A 23935-nucleotide genomic window follows, 5' to 3' on the forward strand; every position below is an offset into this window, starting at 1 on the left:
GTTCTAACCAATAGGTCACATGGATTCAATGATCGTTTTGTCATAAGCACGTAACGATAACGATGCTATAGCCATAAGCTGGCATGGCTTTTCGCCCCTTTTCCGGGGCAAAGCCAGCTATGATGTGCCCTGCGAAGAGAATGTGTTTAATCCTTTGGTGAGAATGACCACCTGTTGCAGTCGGTTATTATTCGACGAAGGGTCGGAATATTTATTTTTGTTGCTTCAAATTCTTTTTCTGCACCGTCAATAAAGGCCCGAGGGCCCGTCAGACGGAGTGGAGCGGCACATTCGTGCCACGCGAGCGCTCTTCAAGAAAAGTGCTTGATTGAAAACCGAGCCGGCGATGCGTCGCCCGTTCATTTATTGCTGAAAAGCCTGGAATGCCCCATGTCGGACCGTTTTGAACTCTTCCTCACCTGCCCCAAGGGCCTCGAAGGCCTGCTGATCGAGGAAGCCGTCGGGCTTGGCCTTGAGGAGGCCCGCGAGCACACCTCGGCCGTGCGCGGCATGGCCGACATGGAAACCGCCTACCGCCTGTGCCTCTGGTCGCGCCTGGCCAACCGCGTGCTGCTGGTACTCAAGCGCTTCCCGATGAAGGACGCCGAAGACCTCTATCACGGCGTGCTGGATATCGAATGGGCCGACCACATGGTCAGCGACGGCAGCCTGGCGGTTGAGTTCAGCGGCCACGGCTCGGGCATCGACAACACCCACTTCGGCGCGCTGAAGGTCAAGGATGCGATCGTCGACAAGCTGCGCACCCCGACCGGCGAACGGCCGTCCATCGATAAGATCAACCCGGACCTGCGCATTCACCTGCGCCTGGACCGTGGCGAAGCCATTCTGTCCCTCGACCTGTCCGGCCACAGCCTGCACCAGCGCGGCTACCGCCTGCAGCAGGGCGCCGCGCCGTTGAAGGAAAACCTGGCGGCGGCGATCCTGATCCGCGCCGGCTGGCCGCGCATTGCTGCCGAAGGCGGCGCATTGACCGACCCGATGTGCGGTGTGGGCACCTTCCTGGTCGAAGGCGCCATGATCGCCGCCGACATGGCCCCCAACCTCAACCGCGAACTGTGGGGCTTCACCACCTGGCTCGGACACGTCCCGGCGCTGTGGAAGAAACTGCACGCCGAGGCCACCGAACGTGCCGCTGTCGGCATGAACAAAACCCCGCTGTGGGTGCGCGGCTACGAAGCCGATCCGCGCCTGATCCAGCCGGCCCGCAACAACATCGAGCGCGCAGGCCTGAGCCACTGGATCAAGGTGTACCAGGGCGAAGTCGGCACCTTCGAGCCGCGCCCGGACCAGAACCAGAAAGGCCTGGTGATCTGCAACCCGCCGTACGGCGAGCGTCTGGGTGACGAAGCCAGCCTGTTGTACCTCTACCAGAACCTTGGCGAGCGTCTGCGTCAGGCCTGCCTGGGTTGGGAAGCCGCCGTGTTCACCGGCGCGCCGGACCTGGGCAAGCGCATGGGCATTCGCAGCCACAAACAGTATTCGTTCTGGAACGGCGCCTTGCCGTGCAAATTGTTGCTGATCAAGGTCAACCCCGATCAGTTCGTCACCGGCGAGCGCCGTACCCCTGAGCAGCGCCAGGCTGAACGTGAGCAGGCGGCCTATGATCAGGCCCCGGCCGAGCCGGCGGAGCGTCAGTACAACAAGAACGGCAACCCGATCAAGCCGGCCCCGGCCCCGGTGGTCGAACAGGCGCGCTTGAGCGAAGGCGGGCAGATGTTCGCCAACCGCCTGCAGAAGAATCTCAAGCTGCTGGGCAAGTGGGCCAAGCGTGAGGGCGTGGATTGCTACCGAGTGTACGACGCCGACATGCCGGAATATTCCATGGCCATCGACCTGTATCACGATTGGGTGCATGTGCAGGAATACGCCGCGCCCAAGTCCATTGACCCGGAGAAAGCCTCGGCGCGCATGTTTGACGCACTCGCGGCGATTCCCCAGGCATTGGACGTCGATAAGAGCCGGGTGGTGGTCAAGCGTCGCGAGCGCCAGAGCGGCACCAAGCAATACGAGCGCCAAAGCGCCCAGGGCAAGTTCACCGAAGTCAGCGAAGGCGGCGTGAAGCTGCTGGTCAACCTCACCGACTACCTGGACACCGGCCTGTTCCTTGATCACCGGCCGATGCGCATGCGCATCCAGAAGGAGGCGGCCGGCAAGCGCTTCCTCAACCTGTATTGCTACACCGCCACCGCCAGTGTGCACGCGGCCAAGGGCGGCGCGCGCAGCACCACCAGTGTCGATTTGTCCAAGACCTATCTGGACTGGGCGCGGCGCAATTTTTCCCTCAACGGGTTCTCCGACAAGAACCGCCTGGAACAGGGTGACGTGATGGCGTGGCTGGAAGCCAGTCGTGACGAGTTCGACATGATTTTCATCGATCCGCCGACCTTCTCCAATTCCAAGCGCATGGAAGGCATCTTCGACGTACAGCGTGACCACGTGCAGTTGCTCGACCTGGCCATGGCACGCCTGGCGCCGGGGGGCGTGTTGTACTTCTCGAACAACTTCCGCAAGTTCCAGCTGGAAGACAACCTCAGCGAACGCTATGCGGTCGAAGAGATCAGCGACAAGACCCTCGACCCGGATTTCGCGCGTAATGCGAAGATCCACCGGGCCTGGAAAATCACTGCACGCTGAGTAGCCAATGTGGGAGGTAGGAGCGAGCTTGCTCGCGAAAAACGTCAAAGATAACGCGTGCTTCCTGAATGAACGCGGTGCCTGAGAGTTTTTCGCGAGCAAGCTCGCTCCTACCTGACGGTATTAGGGCAAGCCCCCTCCCACATTAAGCGTGCGCACTTTTTACGCTGGTCAAACACCCGACCGATGGCTATAACTTAACGTCCAGCCAAAGTGACACCCCCGCACGCTGGCGCTGTGAGTGTTGCCTATGCCGATGCAAGCCGTACGCCCGAAAATCCTTGGTTTAATCAGTGAACAGGCATCGGCTTGGCTGGTGGCATTGGTGGTAGTGGCAACCGGTAGCGCGCTGACCCTGGTGATCGCGTGGGCCGCTGCCGACCTCTATCAGCAACAGGTGCGCCAGCGCTTTCAGTTGCTGGTCAACGAGCGCTACAGCCGGATTCAGGAACGCTTCGAAGATCAGCAGCTGCGCCTGGATACCCTGCGCCGCTTCTTCGTCAACTCCGGTGAAGTGTCCCGCGCCGAATTTGACGGCTTCGCCCAGCCCCTGTTGTTGCACGCGCGTGCCTATGCCTGGGCGCCGCGAGTGCCTGGGGATCAGCGCAGCCAATTCGAACAGGCGATCTCGCGCCAGCGTGGCGCGCCTTTCACTATCCGCGAACTGAATTCGGCAGGTGAACTGGCGCCGGCTTCCGAGCGCGATGAATACGTACCGGTCTTATACAGCCAGACCCAGAGTCTGTTGGGCTCGCCGTTGGGTTTTGACCTGCTGGCCCAACCGCTGCGGCGTGCGGTTGTCGAGCGCGCGCAAGCCAGCGGCCAGGCGGCGGTGTCCCAGCCCATGCAACTGGTGGGCGTGGAGCCCGCGTATGCCGCCGGGGTACTGCTGGTGGCGCCGGTCAGCAAGACGGGCGATCCCCAGCCGTACGGTTATGTCATGGCGGTGATCAGCATGCGCCAGCTGGTGGCCGAGGGTTTGCCCAAGTCGAGCCGGGACAACCTGGTGATGCAGATCGTCGACACCTCCGACACTGAGCAGCGTGTGCTGTATGCGTCCAGCAATGTGCCTGGCGACAGTGGCCTTGTCGCTGCTCGACGTCTTACCCTCGGAGACCATGTCTACGCGCTGAGCCTGCGAGCCAGCGAGGCATTTGACGAGGCCAACCATTCTTCGACCAAGACCATCCTGGCCATGGGCGTGCTGCTGAGTGTGCTGCTCTCGGCCTTGCTCTACGTGCTGGTCAGCCAACGCCAACGGGCGCTGACACTGGTGGAGCAACGCACCGCGCAGTTGCGCCTGCGTGAACAGGAGCTGCGCGGTGCGCACGGCCAATTGCGCAGCGTGCTGAACGCGGCGACGCAGGTCGCGATCATTGCCACTGACTTGCGCGGTGTCATCAACATGTTCAATGCCGGCGCCGAACGGATGCTGGGGTTCAAGGGCGAGCAGGTGGTGGGCCGCCTGACGCTGGAAAGCCTGCATCTGGCCTCGGAGCTCGAGGCCCGCGCCACGCGGTTGAGCGCGGCGCTGGGCAAGCGGATTGCGCCGAGCCAGGCGATGCTGGTGGACAGTCCGGACAGTCGGCACGACGCCCGCGAGTGGACGCTGGTACGTGAGGACGCCAGCCTCTTGACCGTGAACATGCTGACCACTGTGCTGCTGGATGATCATGGCCTGTGGGTCGGGCACCTGGCCATTTACCTGGATGTCACTGAGCAGAAGCGTGCCTACGAGGCCCTGGCCGCGCGGGATCGCTTGCTGAAAAAGCTCAGTGCCCATGTACCTGGCGGTATCTTCCAGTTCACGCTGGAACCCCACGATCACTGGCGCTTCATTTATGCCAGCGAAGGCATGCGCGATATCTATGAAATCGAGCTGGGCGTGTTGCAGCAGGATGGGGGCAAAGTCCTGGAACGCATTCATCCACAGGACCTTGAGCGGGTACGCGCGTCGATACGCTTGTCGGCGCTGCAATTGAGCCATTGGCGCGAGGAATATCGCGTGCAGTTGCCACAGCGAGGCTTGCGCTGGATTCGTGGCGAAGCGACCCCGGAGGAATTACCTGGCGGCGGTACGTTGTGGCACGGCTATGTATCGGATATTTCCGATCTCAAGCGTGTGGAAGACGAATTGCGCACGCTGTCCATCACCGACTCCCTGACCGGCATCCACAATCGCCGGTATTTCCAGGACCGCATGAAGATCGAACTGCTGCGCCTGAACCGCACGTCGGGCGCGCTGGCGGTAATCATGCTGGATATCGACCACTTCAAGCGGATCAACGACCAGCACGGGCATGGTGTCGGGGATGGAGTATTGCAGGAGCTGTGCAGGCGAATCAGCCAGCGCCTGCGCCGCACCGACGTATTCTGCCGGCTGGGCGGGGAAGAGTTCGTGGTGCTTTGCCCGCATACCGATGGCGCCCAGGCCTATGGCCTGGCGATGGAGTTGTGGCAGTCGTTGCGCAGCGTGCCGATGGCGCCGGTGGGCGTCGTCACCGCCAGCTTCGGGGTCGCCAGCTGGCGCATCGATGAAGGTATCGATGGGTTGCTGCTGCGCGCGGACTCGGCTGTCTATGTCGCCAAACAGGCGGGCAGGGACCGGGTGGAGCCCGCCCCACAGGCTGATCCGCTGTTCTAGAGGACCGGCGCGGCTGCCACCGCCTTCGGCTGGCGATACAGGTCAAGCAGCACCTGGTCCAGCACCGACGACGCGCCCCACGGCTTGGAGTCGTTGAGAATCGCCACCACCGCCCAGGTGTTGCCATTGTTGTCGCGGCTGAACCCGGCGATGGCGCGCACGGTGTTCAAGGTACCGGTCTTCACATGGGCTTCGCCGCGCATGGCGGTAGTCTTCAGGCGTTTACGCATGGTGCCGTCGGTGCCGGCGATCGGCAGCGAACTGATGTATTCGGCGGCGTAGGGGCTTTTCCAGGCCGCTTGCAGCATGGCGGCCATCTCACGGGCGCTGACCCGTTCGGCGCGGGACAGGCCGGAGCCGTTCTCCATCACCAGGTGGGGCGCGGTAATGCCTTTTTTCGCCAGCCACTGACGCACCACGCGTTGCGCGGCCTTGGCGTCGTCGCCATCGGCATCGTTGCGAAACTGCGCGCCGAGGCTCAGGAACAGTTGCTGGGCCATGGTGTTGTTACTGTATTTGTTGATGTCGCGGATAATTTCCGCCAGGTCCGGCGAGAACGCACGGGCCAGCACCTTGGCATCCTTGGGCACCGGCGCCTGGATATCGCGGCCCTGGATGGTGCCGCCCAATTCCTTCCAGATCGCACGCACGGCGCCGGCGGTGTAGGTGGCATGGTCGAGCAGCGACAGGTAGGTCTGCGAACTGCAACCGTCCGCCAACTGGCCACTGACGGTCACGGTTACACTGCCGTCGGCGGCGGTCACCGGGCTGTAGCGCACATCGCCGGTGCACTGTTTGGCGTTGGACACTTTCACCTGGTTGTCGATGCGAACGGTCGCAATCGGCGGCTCGACCGACACGATCACCCGCCCGGCGTCATTGCGTGTCACGAAGCGCAGGGCCTTGAGGTTGACCAGCAGGGCGTCGGGCTTGACCAGGAACGGCTTGTTCTCGTCGTTGCCGTCGTCATTGAATTCCGGCAATTGTGGCTGCTGGAAGAAGTTGCGATCCAGGACCAGGTCGCCGGTGACCTGCTGCACGCCGTTGGCGCGCAGGTCGCGCATCAACAGCCAGAGCTTTTCCATGTTCAGCTTGGGATCGCCGCCGCCCTTGAGATACAGGTTGCCGCGCAACACGCCACCACTGAGCACGCCGTCGGTGTAGAACTCGGTTTTCCACTGATGATTGGGGCCGAGCATTTCCAGGGCCGCGTAGGTGGTCACCAGTTTCATGGTGGAGGCCGGGTTTACCGAAACGTCGGCATTGAACACGGTCGGCGTACCGGGGCCGTTCAAGGGCAGCATCACCAGGGACAAGGCGGTATTTTGCAGTTTGGCCTTCTGAAGGGCCTGGGCAACGCTGGGGGGCAGGGTGGTATTGATGGGGGCGGCGGTGGCATGCAGGGCCAATGGCAGGAGAACACCGGCAAGGAAAACAGAACGCAACGATTTGATCATAAAAAATAAGACCCTACTGCTGAGAAGGGTGAAAAAGGCGAGGGGTATATAAGAAAAATCCCTCATTGGTCATGAAAGTGTCGGCATTATGCCCCAAGCCGAGCTTACTTGTAGCTGAACGATAGCGGGTAATCCGGGTTTTTTTATCGGCAAAGCGCCGCCCGTCCCAGAGAGTCGGGCAATCGCCGCCTTAAACTGCTAAAGTGCCGGCCGTTATTACTTAAGAGGATTGTTCCAATGGCGACTAACCGTTCCCAGCGTCTGCGCAAAAAACTGTGCGTTGATGAATTTCAAGAGCTGGGTTTCGAACTGAACCTGGACTTCAAAGAAGGCCTGAGTGAAGAAGCTATCGACGCTTTCCTCGAAGCATTCATCAAAGAAGCCATGGAAGCCAACGGTCTGGGTTATGTCGGCGGCGATGACTACGGTCTGGTTTGCCTGCAGAAGCGCGGCTCGGTCAACGAAGAGCAGCGTGCTGCCGTTGAGGCCTGGCTGAAAACCCGTTCCGAGCTGACCAAGGCTGAAGTCAGCCCGTTGCTGGACGTGTGGTATCCGGAAAAGCCGATCAACGCGGCCAAGTGATACCAAACAAAACGGCGACCTGAGGGTCGCCGTTTTTTTATGCCTTGCGTCCGTTCAGGATCAGCAGCGTCAACACTCCCGCCACAATTCCCCAGAACGCCGAACCGATGGAAAACAACGTCAGGCCTGACGCCGTGACCATGAAGGTGATCAGCGCCGCTTCCCGTTCCTTGGGCTCATTCATGGCGATGCTCAGCCCATTGATGATCGAGCCAAACAACGCCAATGCCGCAATCGACAGCACCAGTTCCTTGGGCAATGCCGCGAACAGTGCCGCCAACGTGGCGCCGAAGACTCCGGCAATCCCGTAGAACACCCCGCACCAGACGGCTGCGGTGTAGCGCTTGTTGCGGTCTTCATGAGCATGCGGCCCGGTGCAGATCGCCGCGCTGATGGCCGCCAGGTTGATGCCGTGGGAGCCAAAGGGCGCCAGCACCAGCGAGGCCAGGCCTGTGGTGGTGATCAGTGGCGAGGCCGGCACGGTGTAGCCGTCGGCGCGCAGCACGGCGACCCCCGGCATGTTCTGCGAGGTCATCGCCACCACGAACAGCGGGATGCCGATGCTGATGGTCGCCGCCAGCGAGAAGTGCGGCGTGGTCCACACCGGTGTCGCGACTTCCAGATGAAAGCCGCTGAAATCCAGCAGCCCCATCAAGCCCGACAGCAGGGTGCCGCTCACCAGCGCGGCCAGCACCGCATAACGCGGCGACAGGCGCTTGATGATCAGGTAAGTGAAAAACATCCCCAGCACCAGGCCGGTGCGATGCTGCGCGGCGACGAAGATTTCACTGCCGATCTTGAACAGAATCCCCGCCAGCAACGCCGCCGCCAGTGAGGCGGGGATGCGCTTGACCAGTTTTTCAAAGCTGCCGGTCAGCCCGCAGATCGTCACCAGTACCGCGCAGGTGATGTAGGCACCGATGGCCTCGCCGTAACTGACCCCGCCCAGGCTCGTGATCAACAGCGCCGCGCCGGGTGTGGACCAGGCGATGGTGATCGGCGTGCGGTAGCGCAGGGACAGGCCGATGCTGCACACCGCCATGCCGATGGAAATCGCCCAGATCCACGAGGAAATCTGCGCCGTGGTCAAACCGGCGGCCTGGCCGGCCTGGAACATCAGCACCAGCGAGCTGGTGTAACCGGTCATCATCGCGATGAAACCGGCGACGACGGCCGAAGGTGACGTGTCGGCCAGCGGGCGTAACGGCGCTTGGATGGCGTCGGTCATGGAAAGGTGTTCCTTTTACCTGACTCCGCACGCTGTAGGAGCGAGCTTGCTCGCGAAAATCGCCAACGATAACGCGGGCAATCAGATTAAACGCGGCGCCCTTGGGTTCTTCGCGAGCAAGCTCGCTCCTACAGTGGGATGTCGTTCATGGGAAATCGTGGAATCAAGCCTAAACTCAAACGTAACGACCCATTGCAATACAGCCGGCGCCGCAAACAGCCGTACAGTGTGTTGGCGCAGTGGGTTGTGTACAATGTGCCCTGTTTTCAGGTGATACTTGCCAGCGTACCGTTGTTGCCGTATTACCTTATTTCGCCGCCGTTCTCCAAACCCGAGTGCCCATGAACGAACAGTTGCAACCTCTCAAGAAACAACCGCGAGCCGGCAAGACCGGTCGCAGCGGAACCCAGGACGATATCGTCTACGCGCATATCTTCGAAGCTATCCTCGAACAACGCCTGGCACCCGGTACCAAATTGAGTGAAGAGGCACTGGGCGAAATCTTCGGCGTGAGCCGCACCATCATTCGCCGCGCATTGTCGCGCCTGGCCCATGAAGGCGTGGTGTTGCTGCGGCCCAACCGTGGCGCGGTCGTCGCCAGCCCGAGCGTCGAGGAGGCCCGGCAGGTGTTCATGGCGCGGCGTCTGGTGGAGCGCGCGATCACCGAGTTGGCGGTGCAGCACGCCACCGCCGAGCAACTGGCCGAATTGCGCCAGATGGTCAACGATGAACGCGACAGTTTCTCCCGGGGGGACCGTGGTGCCGGCATTCGCCTCTCCGGCGAATTCCACCTGAAGCTGGCCGAGGCGGCGAAGAACGCGCCGCTGATCAGCTTCCAGCGCAGCCTGGTGTCCCAGACCTCATTGATCATCGCCCAGTACGAAAGCGGCAACCGCTCGCACTGTTCCTACGATGAACACACCCAGTTGATCGACGCGATCGAAGCCCGGGATGCGGTACTCGCGGTGGATCTGATGATGCATCACATGGATCACATCGACAGCAAGCTCAACCTCGATGAGGAGAGTGCGTCGGATGATTTGCATGCAGTGTTCTCGCATCTGTTGCAGACCAAAAAGGCGGGGCGCTCGTCTGTAAAGTTGTAATTTCCCCGACACACCGGGAATAAAAAGGTGGGAGGGGGCTTGCCCCCGATAGCAGTGTGTCAGTCACAAATAGGTTGGCTGATACACCGCAATCGGGGGCAAGCCCCCTCCCACATTTTTTGATTTGTGTTGTGGCTGGGATCAGCGTTGATGCACCAGATTGCCGGCCGCATAGGTCTGCATCACCGCCCGATCATCCCCCAGTGTCATCAACACAAACAACGTCTCGGCAATGTTATTGGCCTGCTTCAAGCGATAGCTGAGCAGCGGCGTGGCGTTGTAGTCCAGCACCAGAAAGTCCGCATCCGTGCCCGGCTGCAAGGTGCCGATCCTGTCTTCCAGGCGCAACGCCCGCGCACCGCCCAGGGTCGCCAGGTACAGCGACTTGAACGGGCTCAATCGCGCGCCCTGCAACTGCATGACCTTGTAGGCTTCATTCAGGGTTTGCAGCAGCGAGAAGCTGGTACCGCCGCCCACGTCGGTGCCCAGGCCGACATTCAGTTTGTGCTTCTCGGCCATCGGCAGGTTGAACAGGCCGCTGCCGAGGAACAGGTTCGACGTCGGGCAGAACGCCACGGCCGAGCCGGTCTCGGCCAGCCGTGCGCACTCGTCGTCGCACAGGTGCACGCCATGGGCAAAAACGGAGCGTTCGCCGAGCAGTTTGTAATGGTCGTACACGTCCAGATAGCCGTCGCGCTCGGGGAACAGCGCCTTCACCCATTCGACTTCCTGCTTGTTCTCACTGATGTGGGTCTGCATGTACAGGTCCGGGTACTCGCCCAGCAATTGCCCGGCCAGCGCCAGTTGCTCCGGCGTGCTGGTGGGGGCGAAGCGTGGCGTCACCGCGTAATGCAGGCGGCCCTTGCCGTGCCAGCGCTCGATCAGCGCCTTGCTTTGCTGGTAGCTGGATTGCGGCGTGTCGGTCAGATATTCCGGCGCATTGCGGTCCATCATCACCTTGCCGGCAATCATGCGCAGGTCGAGTTTTTCGGCGGCTTCAAAGAATGCGTTCACCGACTGCGGGTGCACGCTGCCGAACACCAGCGCGGTGGTGGTGCCGTTGCGCAGCAGTTCCTTGATGAAGATGTCCGCGACTTCCTCGGCGTGGGCCTTGTCGGCGAACTGGCTTTCACAGGGGAAGGTGTAGGTGTTGAGCCAGTCCAGCAACTGCTCGCCATAGGCGCCGACCATGCCGGTCTGCGGCAGGTGGATGTGGGTGTCGATCAGGCCGGGGGTGATCAAGGCGTCCTGGTAGTGAGTAATGTCGATGTCAGCGGGCAGTGTCGGCAGCAGGTCGCTGGCGTGGCCGAGCGCACTGATCTGGCCGTTATCGATCACCAGCAGGCCGTCTTCGAAATACTCGTAGGACGCTTCGATGCCCACGACGGCAGGGTCATCGAGGCTGTGCAGAATGGCGGCGCGGTAGGCTTTGCGGGTCAAAGGCATGGTCATCTCAATTGATAGCTTGGCTGCGGCGTGACACCGGCAGCAATTTGGCAATGGGTTCGGCGCTGGCGGTGTGCTGGCCGAAATTGGCGTTATAGGTGGCGATGATTTCGCCGGCGATGGAAATGGCGATTTCCACCGGCAATTTGCCCTTCACCTCGGTGAGGCCCATGGGGCAGCGCATGCGTTGCAGTTGCGCGGTGTCGAAGCCGCGGTCGCGCAGGCGGTGTTCGAATTTCACGCGCTTGGTTTTCGAGCCGATCAGGCCGAAGTAGGCAAAATCATTGCGCTTGAGCAGGGCGGCGGTGAGTTGCAGGTCCAGCGCGTGGTTGTGGGTCATGACGATGCAGTAACTGCCCACCGGCAAGTCGGCGATTTCGTCGACCGGCTCTTCGCTGACGATTTTACGCACGCCTTGCGGGATGTTCTGCGGGAATTCCTGCTCACGGGAATCGATCCAGCGCACCCGGCACGGCAGGCTCGCCAGCAACGGCACCAGCGCCCGCCCGACATGGCCTGCGCCGAATACCGCGATCTGCGCCTGCACCTGGCCCATCGGTTCGAACAGCAGCACCGTCACGCCGCCGCAGCACTGGCCCAGGCTGGCGCCGAGGCTGAAGCGCTCCAGATGGGTGTTCTGCTGGCCACGGGCGAGCATCTCACGGGCGATCTGCATCGCCTTGTATTCCAGGTGCCCTCCGCCGATGGTGTCGAAGGTGTGGGCGGCGCTGATCACCATTTTGGAGCCGGCATTGCGCGGCGTGGAGCCGAGCTCTTCGATGATGGTCACCAGTACGCAGGGCTCGCCCTGGTTCTGCAGGTCGGCGAGGGCGCTGATCCAGTTGTTCATAGTCACCTCTTGTGGTGTCTGTCAGGCCGTCATCGGGGCAAGCCCCCTCCCACACTTGAATGTATTCACAGTTCAAAATGTGGGAGGGGGCTTGCCCCCGATGGCAGCGCCTCGGTCTAGAGCGAAGCCAACTCGGTTTCGGTATCCACAGCTACAGCGGCGCTCAACCTGCGCATCTGCTCACACCCCCACAACACCCGCTCTGGCGTGGCCGGCGCGTCGATCTTCGGCTGCTGGCGATAGTCAGCCAGACTCGCCACGGCGTCCTTGATCGCGCACCACGAGGCGATCCCGAGCATGAACGGCGGCTCACCCACGGCCTTGGAATGGAACACCGTGTCTTCCGGGTTCTTGCGGTTTTCCACCAGCTTCACCCGCAGGTCCAGCGGCATGTCGGCCACCGCCGGGATCTTGTAGCTGGCCGGACCGTTGGTCATGAGCTTGCCTTTGCTGTTCCACACCAGCTCTTCCATGGTCAGCCAGCCCATGCCCTGGATAAACCCGCCTTCGACCTGGCCGATGTCGATGGCCGGGTTAAGCGAGGCGCCCACGTCATGGAGGATGTCGGTGCGCAGCATCTTGTATTCGCCGGTCAGGGTGTCGACGATCACTTCGCAGCAGGCCGCGCCGAACGCGAAGTAGTAGAACGGCCGTCCGCGCGACTGGCTGCGGTCGTAGAAGATCTTCGGGGTCTTGTAGAAGCCGGTGCTCGACAGCGAGACCTGGGCGAAATACGCCTGCTGGATCAGCGCCTCGAAGCTCAGTATCTGCTCACGCACGCGCACATGGCCGTTGCGAAATTGCACATCCGCTTCGCTGACGTCGTACTTGCGCGCGGCAAATTCCACCAGGCGCTGCTTGATGGTTTCGGCGGCGTTCTGCGCGGCCTTACCGTTCAGGTCGGCACCGCTGGAGGCCGCGGTTGGCGAAGTGTTCGGCACTTTGTCGGTGTTGGTGGCGGTGATCTGCACGCGGTCGATGTCGACCTGGAACACTTCGGCCACCACCTGGGCGACCTTGGTGTTCAGGCCCTGGCCCATCTCGGTGCCGCCATGGTTCAGGTGAATGCTGCCGTCGGTGTAGATATGGATGAGCGCGCCGGCCTGGTTGAGGAAGCTCGCGGTGAACGAAATACCGAACTTGACCGGGGTCAGCGCCAGGCCTTTTTTCAGGATCGGGCTGTGGGCGTTGTATAAACGAATCGCTTCGCGGCGCTCGGCGTATTGGCTGCTGGCTTCCAGTTCGGCGGTCATTTCTTCGAGCATGTTGTGCTCGACGGTCTGGTAGTAGTGGGTGACGTTGCGCTCGGTCTTGCCGTAGTAGTTGGCCTTGCGCACGGCCAACGGATCCAGCGCCAGGTGGCGGGCAATGGCGTCCATCACTTCCTCGATGGCGACCATGCCCTGGGGGCCGCCGAAGCCGCGATAGGCGGTGTTGGACGCGGTGTTGGTCTTGCAGCGATGGCCGTTGACCGTGGCATCGCCCAGGTAATACGAATTATCGGCGTGGAACATCGCGCGGTCGACAATCGAGTTGGACAGGTCCGGCGAACAGCCGCAGTTGCCGGCCAGTTCCAGGTTGATGCCGTGCAAGCGGCCGTTGTCGTCAAAGCCCACGTCATATTCGATATAGAAAGGGTGGCGCTTGCCGGTCATCAGCATGTCTTCCACACGCGGCAGGCGCATCTTGGTCGGCTGGCCGGTTAGGCGCGCCACCACCGCGCACAGGCAGGCCGGGCTGGCGGCCTGGGTTTCCTTGCCGCCGAAACCACCGCCCATGCGACGCATGTCGACCACGATCTTGTTCATAGACACGTCGAGCACTTCGGCCACCAGCTTCTGCACCTCGGTGGGGTTTTGCGTGGAGCAATAGACGATCATGCCACCGTCTTCGGTGGGCATTACCGAAGAGATCTGGGTTTCCAGGTAGAAGTGTTCCTGGCCGCCGATATGCAGCGTGCCCTGAATACGGTGCTTGGCACTCGCCAGCGCAGACGCCGAATCGCCGCGTTGGTGCGTGTGGCTGTCGAGCACAAAGTGTTTGTTGCGAAACGCCTCGACCACATCCAGTACCGGCTCCAGGTCTTCGTATTCGATCACCGCCGCCATCGCCGCTTTGCGCGCGGTCTCAAGATCGCGGGCGGCCACGGCCAGCAGCACCTGGCCCACAAACTGCACGGTATCGATGGCCAGCAGCGGATCGCCGGGCATCAACGGGCCGATGTCTTTCAGGCCCGGTACGTCTTCGTGGGTGATCACAATGCGCACGCCATCGAAGGCGTAGCAGGGCGCCGTGTCGATGCTGAGGATTTTCGCGTGGGCGCGGTCGGACAGGCGCGCATACAGGTGCAACTGGTTGGGAAATTCGAGGCGGTCGTCGATGTACTGCGCTTCACCGCTGACATGCTTGGCGGCGCTGTCATGCTTGACGCTGCGGCCGACCCCGGTGGTCAGGTCCTGGGCAAACAGTTCGGCCAGTTCGGCCTGGGTTTTTACCACGGCATGATGGTTAGACATAAGCGGTCACCCGAGTCTCGATGTGCGGCGTTTGCAGTTCGATGAAGTATTTGCGCAGCAGGTTCTGCGCGCTGAGCAGGCGGTATTCCTTGCTGGCGCGGAAGTCCGAAAGCGGAGTGAAATCCTCGGCCAGCGCGGCGCAGGCTTTCTCGACGGTGGCGGCATTCCAGGTGGCGCCGATCAATACCGTTTCGCAGTGTTTGGCGCGTTTTGGCGTGGCGGCCATGCCGCCGAAGGCGACGCGGGCGTCACGGATCACACCGTTGTCGAGCTTCAAGTTGAACGCGGCGCAAACGGCGGAAATATCGTCGTCCAGGCGCTTGGACACCTTGTAGGCGCGAAACAGCGCGTGGCCCTTGGGCACGATGATTTTCTCGATGAATTCGCTGTCCTGGCGGGCGGTGACGCGGTAGTCGATAAAGTAGTCTTCCAGTGCCAGGGTGCGACGGGTCTGGCCCTTGCACAGCACCATCTGCGCACCGAGGGCGATCAGCAGCGGCGGCGAATCACCAATGGGCGAGGCGTTGCCGATATTGCCGCCCAGGGTGCCCTGGTTGCGGATCTGCAGGGAGGCAAAGCGGTGCAGCAAGTCGCCGAAGTCGGGGTATTCGTGATGCAGCGCGGCGTAGCAGTCGGAGAGGGCGGTGGCGGCGCCGATTTCCAGGCGGTCATCGAAGGCGTCGATGCGCTTCATTTCTTCGATGTTGCCGACGTAGATCATCACCGGCAGGGTGCGATGGAACTGGGTGACTTCCAGCGCCAGGTCGGTGCCGCCGGCCAGCAGGCGGGCTTGGGGATAGGCGTCGTAGAGATCGGCCAGGTCGGCAACGGTCAACGGCACCAGGCACCGTTTGTCGCCGCTGTTGAGTTCGCCGGTTTGCGTTGGCGCAATCGCCTTGAGCTGCGCGATGGTCTGGGCTTCACGGCTGTCGAACTGGTCCTGGGGCTTGTTGCAACAGGCCTGTTCGGCCGCCGCCAGAATCGGGCGGTAACCGGTGCAGCGGCACAGGTTGCCGGCCAGGGCTTCGTGGGCTTTCTGGCTGTCGGGCGCGTCGCTGTTCTTTTGCAGGGCAAACAACGACATCACAAAGCCCGGGGTGCAGAAGCCGCACTGTGAACCGTGGCATTCGACCATCGCCTGTTGCACGCTGTGCAGTTGGCCCTGGTGCTTGAGGTCTTCGACACTGATCAGTTGCTTGCCGTGCAGCGACGAGACAAAGGTCAGGCACGAGTTGAGGCTGCGATAACGGATCTGCTCGACGCCTTGATCGTTGCGGTGCAACTCGCCGACGACCACGGTGCACGCACCGCAGTCGCCGCTGGCGCAGCCTTCCTTGGTACCGGATTTGCCCACATGCTCACGCAAATAGTTGAGCACGGTCAGGTTGGGGTCCAGGGCGTGCTCGCTACGGAGTTCCTGGTTGAGTAAAAACTGGATCACGGAAGGCCTCGCAGATTCATTATTGTTGTTAACCGCTTTGCGCCGAATCTAGTCATGTCTGACTTTTCGGTCAATTGTTTTCTGACCTAAAGGTCAAGAAAATCCGGTCACAACACATTCAATTATGGTTCAGTCTTCTGGAACCGGTGTTTTCAGGGGCTTATGGCGGTTCAGGCTTGCGTGTTTCATGCCAAATTCGCCACCGTGGGCGTAGCGCCATCAGCGGGCCAATGCGCTACACTGCCGCGCTTGTACCGATAGAAGATTTTGAAGGGAAAACATGACGTTCAAGGCGCCGGACAGTCTCGCCGAGCAAATCGCTCACCACCTCGCCGAACGTATCATTCGCGGCGATCTCAAGCCTGGGGAGCGGATCCAGGAACAGAAGGTCACGCTGGCGCTGAATGTCAGCCGTGGTTCCGTGCGCGAAGCCTTGCTGATCCTCGAACGCCGGCACCTGATCGCGATCCTGCCGCGCCGTGGCGCTCATGTCACTGAACTGACCGCACACAAGGTGCAGAGCCTGTGCACGTTGATGGGCGAAATGTACATCCTGCTCGGCAACGCAGTGGCCGAAGGCTGGCAGACCCAGGCCGACATGGCGCCCTTCCTGCAGATCCAGCAGCGTCTGATGGCCAGCTACGAGCGCCAGGACATCCGCGCCTTTGTCGAAGAAAGCTTCAATGTGATGCGCGCTGCGTACCCCTTCGCCAATAACCCGTACCTGCAGGAAACCGTCGAGAACCTGCAGCCGGCGATGAACCGCGCCTACTACCTGGCCCTTGACCAGCGCAAGGCGGAAATGAGCGAGTACCTCACGCTATTCGAGCAATTGCTCGCTGCCGTACTGGCCCGTGACCTGGCGCAGATCCGCCAGGTGCTGTCGGCCTACTGCCAGCGCAGCAGCTCGCTGGTGATCGCCGCGTTGGCGGACGCCTAAACGTGCGGCTCAAGTGCATCAAACTGGCGGGGTTCAAATCCTTCGTCGACCCGACCACGGTGAACTTCCCCAGTAACATGGCGGCGGTGGTCGGGCCCAATGGCTGCGGCAAGTCGAACATCATCGACGCCGTGCGCTGGGTGATGGGCGAGAGCTCGGCGAAAAATCTGCGTGGCGAGTCGATGACCGACGTCATCTTCAACGGCTCCACCAGTCGCAAGCCGGTGAGCCAGGCCAGTATCGAGTTGGTGTTCGACAACTCCGACGGCACCTTGATTGGCGAATACGCGGCCTACGCGGAAATCTCCATCCGCCGCAAGGTTACGCGCGACAGCCAGAACAGTTACTTCCTCAACGGCACCAAATGCCGTCGACGCGACATCACCGATATTTTCCTCGGCACAGGCCTGGGCCCGCGCAGCTATTCGATCATCGAGCAGGGCATGATCTCCAAGCTGATCGAAGCCAAGCCCGAAGACCTGCGCAACTTTATCGAGGAAGCGGCCGGTATCTCCAAATACAAGGAGCGCCGCCGCGAGACCGAAAACCGCATTCGCCGCACCCACGAAAACCTCGCCCGCCTGACCGACCTGCGCGAAGAGCTGGAGCGCCAGTTGGAGCGCCTGCACCGCCAGGCCCAGGCCGCCGAGAAGTATCAGGAATACAAGGCCGAAGAGCGCCAGCTCAAGGCACAGCTGTCGGCCCTGCGCTGGCAGGCGCTGAACGACCAGGTCGGCCAGCGCGAAGCGATCATCGGCACCCAGGAAGTCAGCTTTGAAGCGCTGGTGGCCGAGCAGCGCAACGCCGATGCCAGCATCGAACGCCTGCGCGACGGGCACCATGAACTGTCCGAGCGCTTCAATCTGGTGCAGGGCCGCTTCTATTCGGTGGGCGGCGACATCGCCCGCGTCGAACAGAGCATCCAGCACGGCCAGCAACGCCTGCGTCAGTTGCAGGACGATCTGAAGGAAGCCGAACGCGCACGCCTGGAGACCGAGTCGCACCTGGGCCACGACCGCACCTTGCTGCTGACCCTGGGCGAAGAGCTGGACATGCTCACCCCCGAGCAGGAAATCACCAGCGCCGCCGCCGAAGAAGCGGCGGCCGCCCTTGAAGAAGCCGAAACCGGCATGCACGGCTGGCAGGAACAGTGGGACACGTTCAACCTCACATCCGCCGAACCGCGGCGCCAGGCCGAGGTGCAGCAATCGCGTATCCAGCAACTGGAAACCAGCATGGAACGCCTGGCTGAACGCCAGCGCCGCCTGCAGGAAGAGCGCGTGTTGCTCGCCGCCGACCCGGAAGATGCGGCGATCATGCAGTTGAGCGAGCAACTGGCCGAAAGTGAAATGACTCTCGAAGAGCTTGAGGCCAGCGAAGAGCAGCAAGTGGAGCGCCTCGAGCAACTGCGCCAGCAATTGCAAACCGCGACCCAGGCGCAGCAACAGGCCCAGGGTGATTTGCAGCGGCTCAACGGGCGCTTGGCATCCCTTGAGGCCCTCCAGCAAGCGGCGTTGGACCCCGGCACCGGCACCGCCGAATGGCTGCGCGACCAGCACCTGGCCGAGCGCCCGCGCCTGGCCGAAGGCTTGAAGGTCGAGGCCGGTTGGGAGCTGGCCGTGGAAACCGTGCTGGGCGCCGACCTGCAAGCCGTGCTGGTGGACGATTTTGGCGGCTTTGACCTCGCCGGTTTCACCCAGGGCGACCTGCGCCTGCTCAGTCCCGCAGCCGATGGCACGCGGGTGCCGGGCAGCCTGCTGGACAAGGTCGAGGCGGCGATTGACCTGTCGCCGTGGCTGGGCCAGGTCAAGCCGGTCGAGTCACTTGAGCAGGCCCTGGCCCAACGCGGCCAGTTAGCGGCCGGCGAAAGCCTGATCAGCCGCGACGGCTACTGGGTCGGCCGCCACTTCCTGCGGGTACGCCGTGCCAGTGAGGCCGAGAGCGGCGTATTGGCCCGTGGCCAGGAAATCATCAACCTCAGCGCCGAGCGTGAAGAGCGCGAGGCGACCCTCGAAAGCCTGGAAACCGAACTGCAAACCCTGCGCGCCACCCAGCGCCAGCAAGAGACCGGTCGCGAGCACCTGCGCCGCCTGTTGCAGGACGAAGCGCGCCAGCAAGGCGAATTGAAGGCGCAACTGTCAGCGAGCAAGGCCAAGGTCGAGCAACTGACCCTGCGCCGCACCCGCCTTGACGAAGAAGTCGCCGAAATGGGCGAACAGCGTGCGCTGGAACATGAACAGATCGGAGAAGCGCGCCTGCTGCTGCAGGAAGCCCTCGACAGCATGGCCCTGGATACCGAGCAGCGCGAACTGCTGCTGGCCCGGCGCGACAGCCTGCGTGAACGCCTCGACCGCGTGCGCCAGGAAGCGCGCCAGCACAAGGATCACGCGCATCAGTTGGCGGTGCGCCTCGGCTCCCTGCGCGCCCAGCACACGTCTACGGCCCAGGCCCTTGAACGCCTGGAGATGCAATCGGAACGCCTCACCGAAAAGCGCGAGCAGTTGAGCCTCAACCTGGAGGAGGGCGAAGCGCCGCTGGAAGAGCTGCGCCTCAAGCTTGAAGAGTTGCTCGACAAGCGCATGAGCGTCGACGAAGAACTCAAGACCGCGCAGATCGCCCTGGAGGACGCCGATCGCGAACTGCGCGACGCTGAAAAGCGCCGTACCACGGCCGAACAGCAATCCCAGCTGATTCGCGGTCAGCTCGAACAGCAGCGCATGGAGTGGCAAGCCCTGACCGTGCGTCGCAAGACCTTGCAGGACCAATTGCTCGAAGACGGCTATGACCTGCACGGCGTACTCAACACGCTGACCGCCGAGGCCAACGAGAAAGACGCCGAAGAAGAACTCGAGCGCATTGCCGCGCGTATCCAGCGACTCGGTGCGATCAACCTCGCCGCCATCGACGAGTACCAGCAGCAGTCCGAGCGCAAGTGTTACCTGGATGCCCAGAACGCCGACCTGGTCGAAGCGCTGGACACCCTGGAAAACGTCATTCGCAAGATCGACAAGGAAACCCGCAACCGCTTCAAGGATACCTTTGATCAGATTAATGGCGGTTTACAGGCGTTATTCCCAAAAGTTTTCGGTGGTGGCAGTGCCTACTTGGAACTGACGGGCGAAGATCTACTCGATACAGGGGTAACGATCATGGCGCGGCCACCGGGCAAGAAGAACAGCACCATCCATTTGTTGTCCGGCGGCGAAAAGGCCCTGACGGCCCTGGCGCTGGTATTTGCCATCTTCAAGCTGAATCCGGCGCCGTTCTGCATGCTCGACGAAGTTGACGCACCGCTGGATGACGCTAACGTTGGACGCTACGCTCGGCTGGTCAAGGAGATGTCCCAGACCGTGCAGTTCATCTATATCACCCACAACAAGATCGCCATGGAAATGGCCGATCAGTTGATGGGCGTGACGATGCATGAACCGGGCTGTTCGCGTCTGGTGGCGGTGGATGTGGAAGAAGCGATGGCGATGGTGGAATCCTGAGGTCTGTCAGGAAGGAATTTTACGGCACGCCGTAGGATGGTTTACCGGTCTGGGAAAAGTGGCAAATGGACATATTTGTTCAAGGCATTTTGACAGACGGTGTAAAGTTATCTTTGGTCGTGCTAGTTTAATGTCAATTTTTCGTATGCGTGGGCAAAACGTCAGTCAGAACATAGAGTTGGCGCCACGTTTTAAAGCGGTTTGCACGGTGCTAAACCCCTTATTTTTCAGCATTTTTTATTAGAGGCACGGGATTACATGGAAATCGGTCTGCGCGAGTGGCTGATCGTCATCGGCATTATTGTCATTGCCGGTATTCTTTTTGATGGCTGGCGCCGCATGCGCGGCGGCAAGGGCAAGCTTAAATTCCGCCTGGACCGAAACCTGTCCAACTTGCCCGACGACGACGGCAGCGCCGAGCTGCTGGGGCCGCCCCGTGTGCTGGATACCCACAAGGAACCGCAATTGGACGAGCACGACTTGCCGTCGATGAGCGCGCCGGTGCGTGAAGCCCGTGAGCCGTCGTCCAAACGTGGCAAGCGCGGCAGTGCCGGCGTGGCCGAGCCGCATCAGGGCGACCTGAACCTGGGCGTTGACGAAGGCCCGAGCTTCAGCAGCCGCGACGATGATTTTCCGGATGAAAACGGCGGCAAGACCCCATCGCGCCAGTCGGTCAACGATCAGCCGGCGGCCGAAGAAGTGCTGGTGATCAGTGTAATCTGCCGCGATGCCGGTGGCTTCAAAGGCCCGGCCCTGTTGCAGAATATTCTCGAGAGCGGCCTGCGCTTCGGCGAGATGGATATTTTCCACCGTCACGAAAGCATGGCCGGGAATGGCGAAGTACTGTTCTCCATGGCCAACGCGGTCAAGCCGGGCACCTTCGATCTGGACGACATCGATCTGTTCAGCACCCCGGCGGTCAGTTTCTTCCTCGGTCTGCCAGGCCCGCGTCACCCCAAGCAAGCGTTCGACGTGATGGTGGCCGCTGCCCGCAAGCTGTCCCAGGAACTCAACGGCGAGCTCAAGGACGATCAGCGCAGCGTCCTTACCGCCCAGACCATCGAGCACTACCGTCAGCGCATCGTCGAGTTCGAGCGTCGCGCCCTGACACAAAAACGCTGAGGATTGCGCCTCGGCGTTGTCGGATAGAATAAGCGCACTACCATTGGAGCAGCTTCGGCTGCTCTTTTGCTTTTTGAGAGAACACCATGACCGCCGCCCATACCCGCATCCTCGAACTGCGCGCTGAACTGGATCAGCACAATTACCGCTATCACGTCCTCGATGAGCCGAGCATTCCGGACGTCGAGTACGACCGCTTGTTCCATGAGCTCAAGGCCTTGGAGGCCGAACATCCGGAACTGGTCACGCGTGATTCGCCGACGCAGCGGGTCGGCAGCGCGGCGCTGTCGGCGTTCACTCAAGTCAGGCATGAAATCCCGATGCTCAGCCTGGGCAATGCCTTTGATGAAGCGACGATGCTGGAATTCGACCGCCGGGTGACCGAGGGTCTGGATCTGCCGGCCGGCGACCTGTTCGCCAGCGTCGAATACAGTTGCGAGCCGAAGCTGGACGGCCTGGCGGTCAGCCTGCTGTACCAGGACGGCGAACTGGTGCGCGGCGCCACCCGTGGCGATGGGACTACCGGCGAAGACATCAGCGTCAATGTGCGCACCGTGCGCAACATCCCGTTGAAGCTGCACGGCAGCGGCTGGCCGGCCACCCTGGAAGTGCGCGGTGAAGTGTTCATGTCCAAGGCCGGGTTCGAGCGCCTGAACGCCTCGCAGCTGGAAGTCGGCGGCAAGACCTTCGCCAACCCGCGCAACGCGGCCGCCGGCAGCCTGCGCCAACTGGATTCGAAGATCACCGCCAGCCGCCCGCTGGAATTCTGCTGCTATGGCATCGGCCAGGTGACGGCGGACATCAGTGACACCCATATCGGCAACCTGAAGCAGTTGCAGAAGTGGGGCATGCCGATCAGTCATGAACTGAAACTGGCCAAGGGCATTCAGGAATGCCTGGACTACTACCGCGACATCGGCGAGCGGCGCAACAGCCTGTCGTACGAGATCGACGGGGTGGTGTTCAAGGTCAACAGCATCGCCGCCCAGCGCGAACTGGGTTTCCGCGCCCGAGAGCCGCGTTGGGCCATTGCGCATAAATTCCCGGCCATGGAAGAACTGACCGAGTTGCTCGACGTAGAGTTCCAGGTCGGCCGCACCGGCGCCGTCACGCCCGTGGCACGTTTGAAACCGGTCAAGGTCGCCGGCGTGACCGTGTCCAATGCCACCTTGCACAACATGGACGAAGTGGCGCGCCTGGGCCTGATGATCGGCGACACGGTGATCATCCGCCGTGCCGGGGATGTGATCCCGCAAGTGGTGTCGGTGGTCACCGAGCGTCGTCCGGAACACGCACGCGCCGTGCAGATCCCCGAAAGCTGTCCGGTGTGCGGCTCCCATGTGGAACGCACGCAGCTGGTCAAGCGCAGCAAGGGCAAGGAAACCGTCAGCGAGGGTGCGGTGTACCGCTGCGTCGGGCGCCTGGCCTGTGGCGCGCAGCTCAAGCAGGCGATCATTCATTTCGTCTCGCGCCGCGCCATGGACATCGACGGCCTGGGCGACAAGACCATCGAGCAACTGGTGGATGAAAAACTCATCGGCTCGCCAGCCGACCTTTACACACTCAAGTACGAGCAGATCATCGACCTGGAAGGCTTCGCCGATATTTCCAGCAAAAAGCTGATCGCCGCTATCGAAAACAGCAAGACGCCGACCCTGGCACGGTTTATCTACGCCCTGGGCATTCCCGATGTGGGCGAGGAGACCGCCAAGGTGCTGGCGCGCTCCCTGGCTTCCCTGGAGCGCGTGCAGAAGGCGCTGCCGGAAGTGCTGACGTACTTGCCGGACGTGGGCCTGGAAGTGGCGCACGAAATCCACAGCTTCTTTGAAGACAGCCATAACCAGGACGTGATCGGCGCGCTGCTGTCGCCCGACCAATGCGCTCTGCAATTGCAGGAGCAGGGCGACCTGAGCCCCGAGTTCGCTGCCAGCACCACGTTGGGCGGCCTGCTCGACAAGCTGCACGTGCCCTCCGTGGGACCGGGCGCGGCGCAGAAACTGGCGGACAAGTTCGGCAGCCTCGACGGCGTGATCAAGGCCGACTGGCTGGACATGCGCCAGGCCCTGCCCGAGAAGCAGGCCAAGGCCGTGCGCGACTTTTTTGATAGCGAAGACAACGCCAACCGCGCCCTGGCCATCGAGCAGCAGCTCAAGGACTTCGGCATGCACTGGCAGAGCGAGAAAAAGGTTGTCGAAGGCCTGCCGGAAGCCGGGCATACCTGGGTGCTGACGGGCTCCCTGGAATTGATGAGCCGCGATGTGGCCAAGGACAAGCTCGAAAGCCTGGGTGCCAAGGTGGCCGGTTCCGTTTCGGCCAAGACCCACTGCGTGGTGGCCGGGCCGGGTGCCGGTTCCAAACTGGCCAAGGCCAGCGAACTGGGGCTCAAGGTGCTCGACGAAGAGGCCTTCGTCGCCTTCCTCGCCAAGTACAACATCCTAGTCTGATGATCGTTCCCAC

14 protein-coding genes are annotated in these 23935 nt (G+C 61.8%); 8 read left to right on the top strand and 6 right to left on the bottom strand.

The window, feature by feature from the left end; genetic code table 11:
- Positions 1 to 390: 390 nt before the first annotated feature.
- Complete coding sequence (gene rlmKL / locus TU82_RS00570; RefSeq protein ID WP_057721207.1) at positions 391 to 2655, top strand: bifunctional 23S rRNA (guanine(2069)-N(7))-methyltransferase RlmK/23S rRNA (guanine(2445)-N(2))-methyltransferase RlmL; 2265 nt, start codon at positions 391 to 393, stop codon at positions 2653 to 2655.
- 250 nt (positions 2656 to 2905) lie between these two features.
- Positions 2906 to 5299 (top strand): sensor domain-containing diguanylate cyclase, encoded by a 2394-nt coding sequence (locus TU82_RS00575; RefSeq protein ID WP_057721208.1) that lies wholly within the window; start codon positions 2906 to 2908, stop codon positions 5297 to 5299.
- Here the strand turns inward: TU82_RS00575 and dacB are convergent.
- A complete protein-coding gene (gene dacB, locus TU82_RS00580; RefSeq protein WP_057721209.1) occupies positions 5296 to 6756 on the bottom strand; it encodes a D-alanyl-D-alanine carboxypeptidase/D-alanyl-D-alanine endopeptidase in 1461 nt (486 codons plus the stop codon). The genes TU82_RS00575 and dacB overlap by 4 nt on opposite strands.
- Before the next feature lie 237 nt (positions 6757 to 6993).
- Between dacB and TU82_RS00585 the strand changes: the two genes are divergently transcribed.
- A complete protein-coding gene (locus TU82_RS00585) occupies positions 6994 to 7338 on the top strand; it encodes a YggL family protein (RefSeq protein WP_057721210.1) in 345 nt (114 codons plus the stop codon).
- Positions 7339 to 7375: 37 nt separating this feature from the next.
- Here TU82_RS00585 and TU82_RS00590 read toward each other — a convergent pair whose 3' ends face one another.
- Positions 7376 to 8566 (bottom strand): benzoate/H(+) symporter BenE family transporter, encoded by a 1191-nt coding sequence (locus TU82_RS00590; protein WP_057721211.1) that lies wholly within the window; start codon positions 8564 to 8566, stop codon positions 7376 to 7378.
- A gap of 341 nt (positions 8567 to 8907) precedes the next feature.
- On the opposite strand from TU82_RS00590, the gene TU82_RS00595 reads away from it, so the two are divergent.
- Entirely contained in the window at positions 8908 to 9672 is a 765-nt protein-coding gene (locus tag TU82_RS00595) for a GntR family transcriptional regulator (protein ID WP_057721212.1), read from the top strand.
- Between the two features lie 141 nt (positions 9673 to 9813).
- Here TU82_RS00595 and guaD read toward each other — a convergent pair whose 3' ends face one another.
- From guaD to xdhA, 4 genes are all read right to left on the bottom strand, one after another.
- Positions 9814 to 11118 (bottom strand): guanine deaminase, encoded by a 1305-nt coding sequence (guaD, locus tag TU82_RS00600; RefSeq protein ID WP_057721885.1) that lies wholly within the window; start codon positions 11116 to 11118, stop codon positions 9814 to 9816.
- A gap of 7 nt (positions 11119 to 11125) precedes the next feature.
- On the bottom strand, positions 11126 to 11968 hold the full coding sequence (gene xdhC / locus TU82_RS00605; RefSeq protein WP_057721213.1) for a xanthine dehydrogenase accessory protein XdhC: 843 nt from the start codon (positions 11966 to 11968) through the stop codon (positions 11126 to 11128).
- Between the two features lie 116 nt (positions 11969 to 12084).
- Positions 12085 to 14484: a xanthine dehydrogenase molybdopterin binding subunit gene (gene xdhB / locus TU82_RS00610; RefSeq protein ID WP_057721214.1), complete on the bottom strand. Its 2400-nt coding sequence runs from the start codon at positions 14482 to 14484 to the stop codon at positions 12085 to 12087.
- Positions 14477 to 15925, bottom strand: coding sequence for a xanthine dehydrogenase small subunit (gene xdhA, locus TU82_RS00615; protein ID WP_057721215.1), 1449 nt, complete (start codon positions 15923 to 15925; stop codon positions 14477 to 14479). The genes xdhB and xdhA overlap by 8 nt, the downstream gene beginning before the upstream one ends.
- 280 nt (positions 15926 to 16205) lie before the next feature.
- Between xdhA and TU82_RS00620 the strand changes: the two genes are divergently transcribed.
- From TU82_RS00620 to ligA, 4 genes are all read left to right on the top strand, one after another.
- Complete coding sequence (locus TU82_RS00620; RefSeq protein ID WP_057721216.1) at positions 16206 to 16865, top strand: GntR family transcriptional regulator; 660 nt, start codon at positions 16206 to 16208, stop codon at positions 16863 to 16865.
- A 2-nt stretch (positions 16866 to 16867) separates the two neighbouring features.
- Positions 16868 to 20356 (top strand): chromosome segregation protein SMC, encoded by a 3489-nt coding sequence (gene smc / locus TU82_RS00625; RefSeq protein WP_057721217.1) that lies wholly within the window; start codon positions 16868 to 16870, stop codon positions 20354 to 20356.
- A 258-nt stretch (positions 20357 to 20614) separates the two neighbouring features.
- Entirely contained in the window at positions 20615 to 21478 is an 864-nt protein-coding gene (gene zipA / locus TU82_RS00630) for a cell division protein ZipA (RefSeq protein ID WP_057721218.1), read from the top strand.
- An 86-nt stretch (positions 21479 to 21564) separates the two neighbouring features.
- Positions 21565 to 23922, top strand: a complete 2358-nt coding sequence (gene ligA / locus TU82_RS00635; RefSeq protein WP_057721219.1) for an NAD-dependent DNA ligase LigA — start codon at positions 21565 to 21567, stop codon at positions 23920 to 23922.
- Positions 23923 to 23935 lie beyond the last annotated feature (13 nt).

It is taken from the genome of Pseudomonas orientalis, assembly GCF_001439815.1.
Taxonomy (GTDB): Bacteria; Pseudomonadota; Gammaproteobacteria; order Pseudomonadales; family Pseudomonadaceae; genus Aquipseudomonas; species Aquipseudomonas orientalis.

Excerpts from the sequence above, each read along its gene's own strand:
- rlmKL (WP_057721207.1), top strand. The coding sequence starts at position 391 with ATGTCGGACCGTTTTGAACTCTTCCTCACCTGCCCCAAGGGCCTCGAA.
- TU82_RS00575 (WP_057721208.1), top strand. The coding sequence starts at position 2,906 with ATGCCGATGCAAGCCGTACGCCCGAAAATCCTTGGTTTAATCAGTGAA.
- dacB (WP_057721209.1), bottom strand. The coding sequence starts at position 6,756 with ATGATCAAATCGTTGCGTTCTGTTTTCCTTGCCGGTGTTCTCCTGCCA.
- TU82_RS00585 (WP_057721210.1), top strand. The coding sequence starts at position 6,994 with ATGGCGACTAACCGTTCCCAGCGTCTGCGCAAAAAACTGTGCGTTGAT.
- TU82_RS00590 (WP_057721211.1), bottom strand. The coding sequence starts at position 8,566 with ATGACCGACGCCATCCAAGCGCCGTTACGCCCGCTGGCCGACACGTCA.
- TU82_RS00595 (WP_057721212.1), top strand. The coding sequence starts at position 8,908 with ATGAACGAACAGTTGCAACCTCTCAAGAAACAACCGCGAGCCGGCAAG.
- guaD (WP_057721885.1), bottom strand. The coding sequence starts at position 11,118 with ATGCCTTTGACCCGCAAAGCCTACCGCGCCGCCATTCTGCACAGCCTC.
- xdhC (WP_057721213.1), bottom strand. The coding sequence starts at position 11,968 with ATGAACAACTGGATCAGCGCCCTCGCCGACCTGCAGAACCAGGGCGAG.
- xdhB (WP_057721214.1), bottom strand. The coding sequence starts at position 14,484 with ATGTCTAACCATCATGCCGTGGTAAAAACCCAGGCCGAACTGGCCGAA.
- TU82_RS00620 (WP_057721216.1), top strand. The coding sequence starts at position 16,206 with ATGACGTTCAAGGCGCCGGACAGTCTCGCCGAGCAAATCGCTCACCAC.
- zipA (WP_057721218.1), top strand. The coding sequence starts at position 20,615 with ATGGAAATCGGTCTGCGCGAGTGGCTGATCGTCATCGGCATTATTGTC.
- ligA (WP_057721219.1), top strand. The coding sequence starts at position 21,565 with ATGACCGCCGCCCATACCCGCATCCTCGAACTGCGCGCTGAACTGGAT.